General features: G+C 62.4%; 6 protein-coding genes and 1 pseudogene. 1 reads left to right on the plus strand and 6 read right to left on the minus strand.

Annotation, left to right across the window (positions count from 1 at the left end; genetic code table 11):
* A pseudogene (locus tag IL54_RS21605) lies at positions 1–2,799 on the plus strand (TonB-dependent receptor); the annotation flags it as partial.
* Positions 2,800–2,879: 80 nt separating this feature from the next.
* Here the strand turns inward: IL54_RS21605 and IL54_RS21610 are convergent.
* The 6 genes from IL54_RS21610 to IL54_RS21635 form a co-directional block, all read right to left on the minus strand.
* Positions 2,880–3,656, minus strand: a complete 777-nt coding sequence (locus tag IL54_RS21610) for an IclR family transcriptional regulator (RefSeq protein ID WP_037480355.1) — start codon at positions 3,654–3,656, stop codon at positions 2,880–2,882.
* Positions 3,657–3,739: 83 nt separating this feature from the next.
* Positions 3,740–4,936, minus strand: coding sequence for an MFS transporter (locus IL54_RS21615; protein ID WP_037480357.1), 1,197 nt, complete (start codon positions 4,934–4,936; stop codon positions 3,740–3,742).
* Positions 4,937–4,948: 12 nt separating this feature from the next.
* Positions 4,949–5,482: a DUF3237 domain-containing protein gene (locus IL54_RS24485; RefSeq protein WP_052027836.1), complete on the minus strand. Its 534-nt coding sequence runs from the start codon at positions 5,480–5,482 to the stop codon at positions 4,949–4,951.
* Between the two features lie 55 nt (positions 5,483–5,537).
* The gene (locus IL54_RS21625) at positions 5,538–7,907 is read right to left on the minus strand and encodes a TonB-dependent receptor (protein ID WP_037480359.1); all 2,370 of its coding nucleotides are present in this window, start codon (positions 7,905–7,907) and stop codon (positions 5,538–5,540) included.
* Between the two features lie 73 nt (positions 7,908–7,980).
* Positions 7,981–9,231 (minus strand): SGNH/GDSL hydrolase family protein, encoded by a 1,251-nt coding sequence (locus tag IL54_RS21630; RefSeq protein WP_081913174.1) that lies wholly within the window; start codon positions 9,229–9,231, stop codon positions 7,981–7,983.
* Positions 9,216–10,633 (minus strand): tannase/feruloyl esterase family alpha/beta hydrolase (locus tag IL54_RS21635; RefSeq protein ID WP_037480360.1); only part of this gene is annotated, 1,418 nt, incomplete at its 5' end. The genes IL54_RS21635 and IL54_RS21630, both read right to left, overlap by 16 nt.

Genomic DNA, 10,633 nt, shown 5'->3' on the forward strand with positions numbered 1-10,633 from the left:
CGAGCCTCGCTCGACAGCGCGCTCGGCATGAAACGCCGTGAAGCGGCAGCGATCGATTCGATCGTTGCTGAAGACATCGGCAAATTCCCCGACTCGAACCTCGCTGAATCGATGCAGCGCGTGCCCGGCGTGGCGCTTGCGCGTGGCGATGGTGGCGAAGGCCGCAACATCTCGGTCCGTGGCCTCGGCGCTGGGTTCACCCGCGTCCGCATCAACGGCATGGAAGGCACGGCGCAAACCGGCGGCTCGGACATTTATGGCGCAGGCAATAATGGCCGCAGCTTCGACTTCAACGTCTTCCCGACCGAAATCTTCTCGGCCCTCTCCGTGCGCAAGACACCCTCGGCCGATATCGTGGAAGGCTCGCTCGGTGCGACCGTCGACCTCTCCGCGCCCAAGCCCTTCGATCAGAAGGATGACTTCGTCCTCTCGATGACGGCGCGCGGCGTCTATAACGAATTGTCGAAAAAGGTCGATCCGCGCGCCTCGCTGCTGGTCTCCAAACAGTTCGGCGATAGCGGTTTTGGCATATTGGGGTCGGTTGCCTATCAACAGCGCAACTTGCGTGAAGTCGGCTATTCCGCCGTCGATCTGTTGCCTGCCAATATCAATGGCGGCTTCTGTTCGCCGCTGGGCGCACCGATCAATACGGCAGGCCAGACGCCTGAACAATTGGCGACGCGCGGCGTAACGGCCGCAAACTGCAGCAACGGCAATCCGCGCACCAGCACGCAGGCGGCCTATGACACGATCCAGAATCTGCGTCGCGAAGGCGCAGAAGGAACGCCGGGCAGCGGCGCCTTCTTCCCCCGCCTGCCGCGCTATCTCAATAGCGAGCAGAAGCAGGAACGGATCGGCGGATCGTTGACCCTGCAATATCAGCCGGACGACCAGACCGATATCTCCGTCGACTTCCTCTATTCGCGGTTCGAAGTGACCCGTCGCGACAATTATATCGCCGCCGTGTCCTTCGCGCGTAACGCCTCGAACCTCGGCCAGCCGATGACGTCGGTGCGCGAGATCGAATTCGACGAGAATGGATCGCTGGTCCATGGCGTGTTCGACGGCGTCGATGTGCGCTCCGAAGGGCTGGTCGATAATTTCGTCTCGACCTTCAAACAGGCCAATGTCAATTTCAAGCGCGAGCTGAACGACAGCCTGACCGTCGACGCGATCGTCGGGTTCAACCGCTCGATCTGGAACGGCAAGAAGCGCCTGCAAACCTTCATGGATGCCGTCGATGTCGATGGTTTCTCGATCGACTTCCGGGATGGCGGCAGCACGCCGGTTTTGGGCTTTGGCACGGATGTCGGCAACCCCGGCAGCTTTGCCTATGCGCCGCCGCTCGCCGATGGCACCGTGCGCGGCGGCTTCAGCTTCCAGGGCAAGCCGTCCCGCAACAAGACCGACAATCTCACCGCTGGCGCGAACCTGACGTGGAAGGCGAGCGAAGCCTTCTCGATCCGGGCGGGCGGCCAGTATCGGCGCAGCGACTTCCTCTCCACCTTCCTGCGGCCCTTCAATGCCGACACGGTGGTCCGCGCCCTGCCTGCCGGCACGACGTTGGCAGACATCACGACCACCATCGGCGGCGTCGACAAGCTATGGGGCAATGGTGCGCCCAGTGGCTGGGCAGCCATAGATGCCGAAAAATGGGCTGATACGTTCGGCTTCGATGCAGTACGCTATTGCGGCGTCGAATGTGGCGGTGGCCGCAGCCGGGTCCGCGAAGAGGTGACGAGCGGCTATGTAATGGCCAATTTCGACCTTGAGGATGCCATCGGCTTCAGCGTGCGCGGCGATGCGGGCGTGCGCTATGTCAAGACCGACATGCTTTCGTCGGGCTATATCCAGATCGCCAGCGCCACCACGCCTACCGGCCTTGCCGGCCGGTTCGCTGCTGCCCGCAATGTCTATGATGATTGGCTGCCGTCCGCCAATGTCGTGATCGAGCCGATGCAAAATCTGCTGGTGCGCTTCTCCGGTGCGAAGGTGCTGGCGCGCCCGGAACTGGGCCTGCTGACCCCCACCAGCGGCGTCAACCCGGTCACCCGCGTCGGCAATATCAACAATCCCTTCCTCGACCCGATCCGTGCCAACACGTTCGACGTCGCGGTGGAATGGTATTTCCGTCCCGGCTCTTTGCTGTCCGCCGCCTTCTTCTACAAGGACATCAAGAGCTTCGTTCAGAATGTGAACAGCCTCATTCCGTTCAACCAGTTGGGCCTGCCCAATGGTCTGCTCGAAAACAGCAACACCGACCCCAGCGAACCCTTCAACGTGTCGCAGCCGTTCAATACGCCGGGCGGCCCGCTGAAGGGTATCGAGCTGAATGCGCAGATACCCTTCACCTTCTTCGACGGTTTCCTCGGCAATTTCGGCATGCTGGCGAACTTCACTCACGTTACGTCGAAGATCGACTATATCCTCGCCAGCGTGAACGGCGTGCCGACGGTGACCACCACGGCGGACCTTGTCGGCCTGTCGAAGAACACGGCGTCGGGCACCCTCTATTATGAGGATGAGAAGTTCAGCATCCGCACCACGGGCAATTTCCGCGATAAATTCATCCGCGGCATCCCCGCCTCGCCGGGCAGCGATCTGGTCGGCAATGCCAAGACCTTCTACATGGACGCATCGGCCTCCTTCGCCGTGACCGATCGTCTCTAGCTCATTGTCGAGGCCCAGAACCTGACCGATGAACAGAACCGCCTTTATACCGACAGCGTGCGGCAGGACACTTTGTTCGAAACGCGCATCGGCCGCACCTTCACCTTCGGCGTGACCTACCGGATGTAAAGACACCCTCTCCCCAACCTAAAGGGCGCGATCATCACAATGATCGCGCCCTCATTGTTTTTGCGGGGAGAGTCGCCCGTTCAGCGCGGGCCGCTATACCCCACCGCAGCGCTGATCTGCTCGGCCGACCGCATCACCTGCAGCGCCAACGTCGTGCGCAATTCGTCGGTCAGATAATGGGCGGCGCTGGCGATAGAGATGGCGATGCAGATATTGCCCTTCGCATCGCGGATCGGTGTCGCGATCGATCGGACACCGTCACCCAATTCGCTGTCATGCAACACTTCGCCCCGCGCCTTGTGGCCCTGCATTTCGGCGATGAAAGCATTGATCGCCGCGCGCGACGGCTTGCCGCCCTTGGCCGCGACATAAAGCCGCTCCCAGGTCGCTTCGTCCTCGTCCAGCAACAGCGCCTTGCCGAGGCCCGTTTCCGCGATCGGCCGACGATCGCCCGGTGCCGTCGCCACGCGCAGCCGCTGCGTTCCCGTCACCCGATCGAGATGGCGGGAAAAATCCCCCTCGCGCTTGCCCACGAACACGCAAAAACCGCTGCGTTCGGACAATAATTCCATGAATGGCCGGGCAATCCGCACAAAGTCGATCTGCTCAGTCGCCAGCACGCCCAACTGCAGCAGCTTCGGTCCTAGCGCAAAACCATCCCGCGTCACGGCCAGATAGTTGCGCGACTTGAGCGCCTGCACCAGCCGGTGCGCCGTGGTCTTGCTCATGCCCAGTTTACGGGCCAGGTCAGCGGCGCGAATGGGGCCGTCAATCACCTCGTCCATGATGTCGAGCGCGCGCATCAGCGTCTGCGTGCCCTTGACGCCCGGTTCCTTGCTGTCTTCGCTATCGCTCATATCATGTTCGCCATGCGTCCCAAATAAAGGAACGTCTATCCTTCAAATCGGCCCGCCTGTCAGCAGATTTGTGCGGTGCGCGCTCAAGCCCGATAGTCGAGCGCGCCCCGCTTTGCCAGTTCGCCGCTCGCCGGATCGAAGATCATGTTGAGCACCAGCCCCACCGCCAGCACGGCCGCAAACAGCGTCGCGAGGTAGAAGCCATAAATGGCATCGCCGAAATAATCGCCGATCAACCCCATTGCCAGCGGTGCCACCACCGCACTGACGCAGGTGAAGAACAGGATGACCCCCGAAATCGCGCCATGCTGGGGCTTTGGAAAGCAACTGATCCCCTTGGAATTGAGCGTCGGATACAGCACCGACATGAACAGGCCCGACAAAGGCAGGGATATGACTGCCAAGGGCCGCCCGCCAAAAATGGCCAGCGCAAAGCATATTAGGATGGCGATCCCGCACGAGGCCAGCACCGCGGTCCAGTTGAATCGCTCCAGCAGCCAGAAGCCGGCAAAGCGGCCGATGACGCGCAGGATGAAGAAGATCGACAGCGCATAGGCCGCCCATTGCCAGCCCGGCCCCGCATAGCCCGCCAATAATGTCGGCATACACACATAGATGGCGGTCTCGACCCCCACATAGAGCATGATCCCGCTGCTGAACGCCAGCGCATAGCGATTGCGCATCATCGCCAGCATGTCGGCCATAGGCGCGCTGTCCGTTTTCGCCTGCACAGGCGGGTAGGGGACGCGCCAGGCGACGATCATGAGCAATCCGCACAGCGCCGCGGCAATCAGATAGAGCCATTTCCACGACGCATCATGCGACAGCAGATAAGCGACGATCGCCGGCCCGATGATCGCGCCGATGCCGAAAAACCCCTCGACCACATTCATGGTCGCCGTATGCGCGCGCGTCGATGTCGATATGTCGCCGATCAACGCCAACGCCGCCGTCTTGAAGATGCCGACCGCAAGCCCGCCGACGAACAGCAGGATCAGAAACAGGCCGAAACTGCTCACCCAAGCGAACAGGGACGCGCTCAAGCCGAACAACGCCAGGCCTACCAAAATCGTCGGCTTGCGCCCGAACCGGTCCGCCATCGATCCCAGCAAGACCCCGCCCAGCGCGATGCCGCTCATCGTCGCATAGTGAAAGGCACCACCCGCCGTCATGCCCAACCCGAACTCGCGGATCACCGACGGAATGATCACCCCGACCGATTCCGATGTCATCGCGAACATCAGGAACATCAAATAGGTGAGCCAACGAATGCGTGCCATCTGCCTGCGGTCCTAAATCAGCTTGTACATGCGTATGCGCACGGCGGGGGTGTCCATCTCCGGCACCGGGCCGACCGTCCCTGCAAACACGGCTTCGTTCAGCCAGGCGTGCGGGCCATTGGGTACTTCGAACACGGCACTCGTCCGCGCATAGCCCTTGCCCGCCACACCCTTGTTTTGGATGTGGATGACGGTGCCGTCGGCCTCCCGCATCAGATAGGCGGCCTCTAATTCGGTCATCCCGTCCGGGCGGATCAATTGCCAGTCCATGCCTTCGGGGAAGATGGTGCCGCTGATCCGTGGCCCTTTGAACGTGCCGCCGGTGATCGGAATGCGCACGCGCTTGCCATGCGGCGTCTCGCCAATCTCTTCGGGCGGGCCCAATGTCACGATCGCCTCATAGACGAATTCCGCCTTGGGGACGTCCTCTGGCACGGGCGCAGGCGCTGCCGCTTTAGCCATCACAGGAACGGCCGCCAGTGCGCCGGCGGCGAGCAACAGGCTGCGGCGCGTCTGCGGGTCGTTCGGGAATTGCCTGTCGGCCATGATGCTGCCCTTTCCGAAAAAATGGGACGTCCCGCACGGGACGCCCCACCCTAGCTTAGAATTGCATGCCGAGGCGCACGCCATAGGTACGCGGCGGATCATAATTGGCGGTGGTCGAACTCCACACCGTCACCAGATTATTGGCCACGCGCTCATCCTCCAGATTGTTGACGAAGCCGGTGATCGACAACTGCCCATCTTCGGTTTCATATCGCAGGTTGAGGTCGGTCTTGGTATAGGATGCCCGGCGGCTCTGCGCATAATTTTGGATGTCGCTGAACGTCCGCGACTGGACATAGAAGTCCACGCTCGGCGTCAGGCTACCCGCACCGCCCAGGTCGAAGATATGCGCATAGCTCACCCGCGCGCTCCACTTCGGCGCATTGGGCAGTTCATTGCCCGACACGTCCCGCACGACATTGGTGGGCAGGGGCAGGTTGCCGAATGCACCCGTGACGCCGTTATAATTGCCGCTGCCCGAATTGAGATTGTCCGATGCCGTCGGGAACGACCGGATCTTCGCGTCGAGATAGGAGACGAAGCCGCTGATCCGGTCATTGCTCGTCGGCCGGATGATCGCTTCCAGCTCGATGCCGCGCAAACGCGCCGTCGCGGCATTGGTCGTCACCGCCGACACCTGGTTGGTCAGCGGATTGAGCACGATGCTCGATACCTGCAGATCCTTATAGTCCATGTTGAACGCCGTGGCGGCAAGGTAGAGCTTGCCTCCCATCAGCGAGCTACGCACGCCGATTTCGTAATTGGTCACGGTTTCGGGCTGATATTCCCGGAACTCCGGCGCGTTGCCTGTGGCTTCGAGGCCACCGCCACGAAAACCTGTGCCAACGCTGGCATAGGCCAGCGTTTCTGGCGTCAGCTCGTAATTCACGCCGGCCTTCCAACTGACGTTGGAAAATTTCGCTTCCGGCCGGTTGGTGTCATCGGTCAGGGCATAGACGAAGGGAATGCCGGGACAGGTCGTGGGCGTGATATTCTCCAGCGTGATCGTGTCGCCGGGACAGACCAGCTCGATATTGCGCTGGTTGACCTGTTCCCAGGTCGACCGCACGCCGCCCAGGATCTTCAGGCCCGGTGCGAGTTCATAGGTGCCCTGGCCGAACACCGCCTGCGACTTGGTCCCCTGACCGCGATAGGAGGTCACGACATCGACGCCGCTGATGGTCGTGATATTATTGCCCGTGCCCGCGACCTTGGCGATTCCAGCCGCATTGAGGATGCTGCCGAACGGCGCAGGCGCTGTATCGCCGGCATGCAGCAGGCGCGTGCCCGATGGCTGCTTGTCCTGATAGAGGAAGCCGCCCAGCACCAGATCGAACCGGCCCGCATTATAATTGACGTTCACCTCATGCGATTGGGTTTCGGTCCGACGGTTGATATTCTGCTGCGTAAACACGCCCGTTGCGGCATCCACGCCATTATTCTTCAGCACCGAATAGCCCGCCAGATAGGTGAGCGACAGCGCGTCGGTCGCCTGCCAAGTCAGGCGCGACCGGGCGGCATAATATTTCAGGTCCATCTGATTGTCGGTGACCAAATCCTGACCCGGATTGACGACTTCATCATAGATGGTCTGGATCGGGCCGAACGTGCCCGCCGCGATGTTGGCATCGGGATAGACGTTGCGGCTGCGCATATAGGTCAGCGGGATCGTGCCCTTATTTTCCCCATAGTTGAGCGACAGGCGCCAGGTCAGGCTGTCGCCCAGACGCAGGATGCTGTTGACGCGCAGCCCGGCCTGGTCGGTCTTGTTGTAATTCTGTCGCGCGCCATATTTGCCCTCGAACCCGTCATCAACCTGGCGATAGGCGGCGATGCGCAGGGCAAAAGCGTCACTGATCGGCAGGTCGACGGCGGCGCGGGCGCGCACTTCGTTGAACCGGCCATATTGGATATCGGCATTGAAGCCCAGATCCTTGCCCGGATCGGCGGTGTTGATATTGACGACGCCTGCGGTCGCATTGCGTCCATAAACGGTGCCCTGCGGCCCGCGCAGCACTTCGACGGAACCAAGATCGAACAGGCCGAGCGTCAGCACGGCGGCGGACGGATCATAGATGCCGTCAATCTGCGTCGCGACCGTGGAATAGCCGCTGAAGCTGTTGTTGCTGCCGATGCCGCGAATGGCAAAGCCGTTCTGGCTCGATTGCAGGCCCGGCACCGTGCTGGTCAGCGCGGCGGCGGAATCAATGCCTTGGCGGGTCAGGCTATCCTGCGACACGACGCTGATCGCGACCGGCGCCTTGGACAATTTTTCGGAGGTCTTTTGCGCGGTGACGATGATGTCGCCGCCATAACTATCGGCCATGTCCGTTTCAGCCTGCGGCTGCGCTACGTCCTGCGCCAGCGCGGGGAAGGACAAGGCGGCGACACTGGCGCCGACGAACAGAAATGAGAAATGCTTCACGATACTCTCCCTTTTTATGGAGGCTTGGATCGTCACCTTATCTCGATCCAAGTCCTTGTTTTCATGCTATGATTTAGAAGTTGAAATGGTCCCATGCGGCCTTGGCCATGACGGCATAGCCCTCGTCCGACGGGTGGAGTTTGTCGCCGCAATCATATTGGGCGAGGATATGGTCGGGCGCGGCGGGATCGCGGACGGCGGCGTCGAAATCGATCACGCCGTCAAATTCGCCGCTGGTGCGGATCCACTGGTTGATGGCCTGGCGGATCACTTCCTTGGCAGGCGTCGCATAGCCCGGAAAGGTCGAACCCAGGAACGGCGTCAGCGTCGCGCCATGGACCTTGATGCCTTGCGCCCGCGCCCGTGCGATCATCTGGCGATAGCCCGCGATCAGGTCATCGGCGGTGATCGTGTCATGCAGCCCGTCTGTGCGTGGATTGTCCAGACCGCTCAGCCCCAGATCGTTGATCCCTTCCAGCAGGACGATGTCGGTGACGCCCGGCACGGCCAGCGCATCGCGGTCGAACCGCGCAAGGCCGCTTGGCCCGACTTCTTCGCGCAACACCCGATTGCCGCCGATGCCCGCATTGGCGATGCCGACATTGGCGATCCCCTTGGCGTTCAGCATCTTGGCCAACTGCCCCGGCCAACCGCGCAGCAGCGGATCTTTGGCCCCAAAGCCATCGGTAATGGAATCGCCAAAGGCGACGATGGTCCGGGCGTCCTTGTCCGACTGCACCAATACCGACGTCACGATTTCACGGCTCGATACCGGCTTGGCACCGCGCAACGTCGCCGACCCGGTCTGGTCGCTCCCGATCGCCCATTCGGCGCGATGATTGGGGTCGGCCTGCGGCAAGATCACCTTGGTGGGCAGATAGACGCTGACCACGGCGACCGCGCCCGGCTTCACCTGCAACGGCAGCGGGTCGGACAAGAGGGGCGCTCCTGCAGGCAGCCGTACCGATCGCGCGCCGGAAAAGGTCAAAGGCCGGATGGTGGCCGCATCGATCCGGCCCTGCGCGTCGGCCAGGGCGATGGTCGCACTGCCGATCGCGACGTCGGTCGGCTGGGTATCGCCCGACAGGCGAACCTGAACCTTCGTGCCGCCCGCGCTCAGGCGCAGATGATAGCGGATGGTCCCCTGCACCTCCGGTGCCGGCTCCCAGAAATCGAACGGCAGCTTGGCGACGGGCAGGGAAGGGCTGGACGCCCAACTCGCGACCCAGCGGCCATCGTCCGCCGCGACCGCCTGCATCGGCAGCAACGCCGCCTGCATCGCGATGACCCCAAGGGCAAGCCGGCCTATCATCCTCTTACGCATTCGAAGCTTTCCTTTTTCTCGACATCGCCCTGGCCCTTGTACCGGGCATAGGCGGGGTATCGGCAGATCGGGCGGGTGCGTCCCGGCCAGGGACTGGCCGCCGCCGCCACGGCATTGAGCTGTTCGGGCGCACGGCCCTGCTCGACCCAATCGACCATCGCCGCAAAGGCGTCATAGCGATCAGTCGATGGCCCGCCCTCACAATGGTTCATGCCGGGCACAGGGAAGACGCGCACGGTGTCCGCGCCTTTGCCCGCATAACGGGCGTCGACCTCCCGATACCATTGCAGCGTGTCTTCGAGCGAGAAGACCGGATCGGCCGCGCCATGCGGCACGATCAGCTTGCCGCCCTCGGCCCGGAAACCATCGATATCAGGCGACCGCGCCGACATCATATCCCAGCCCGAAGCAGGGAAGGGGGCCGCCACACGATAGATGGCATCGGCATCGCGATCGAAATCATAAGCCATCTGCCACTGCATCATGCCCTGCGGATCGGCAGCCACCAGCTTGGGCGGCGTCTGGAAGATTGCGGACAGGGCCGATCCGCCGACGACGATGCTCAACGCAGGGACGCCCTCCTTGGCCAGTCCCACTTTCCACACCGCCCAGCCCGGCTCTCCCACGCCGCCGTCCCAGGGAAAACGGACATAGAGGGGCGACCCATCACTCTTGCGCGGACCGGCCATGGACCGGACAAGCGCATCGATCTGCAAATTGGACAAACATTGTCCGTTTCGCTGTCCGGTACAGGCCAAACCGCGCAGCACCGGCAGCACATCTGCATTGCCGCACTGGCCATAATGCGACACCAGACCATCGGCCACGCCATCCTTGGCGTCGCACGCCTTCAGTATGGCCTGCCGCACGATCCCCAATTCGCTGGTCGAAAATGCGTTCGCCAATTGTCCGAACGGCCGCACGCCATCGGGGCCGGGGGGCACCAGGCGTCCGAATGTCTGCACGTCCCAAGCCTGCGCCAACGCCGCACGCGGCAGCGACATGCCCGGCGCAGCGGCGACGATCCCGTCGAACGCATCAGGATAGCGATGCGCGACCGCCAACCCTTCCTGGCCGCCCTTGGAACAGCCCGCAAAATAGGAATAGCGCGGTGCGCGGCCATAAAAGGTCGCGATCGCCGCCTTCGCCGCATCGGTCACCGCGCCCAATGACGCATAGGCATAGTTGCGCCGCGCTTGCGGGTCGAAGCCGAACGCCACCGCACCGCCTTTGGCCGGATCGCTGTTGACCGCATTGTCATGCCCCGAATCCTGGCTGACCACCGCATAGCCCCGGGCAAGCGCTGGCGTTACCAGACCGACACCGGCCAGCGCGCCCAACGCATTGCCAATGTCGCCATTCGTCCCACCGCCGCCCTGGAACAGAAACCGTCCATTCCACC

This window comes from Sphingobium sp. ba1 (assembly GCF_000743655.1).
Lineage (GTDB): Bacteria > Pseudomonadota > Alphaproteobacteria > Sphingomonadales > Sphingomonadaceae > Sphingobium.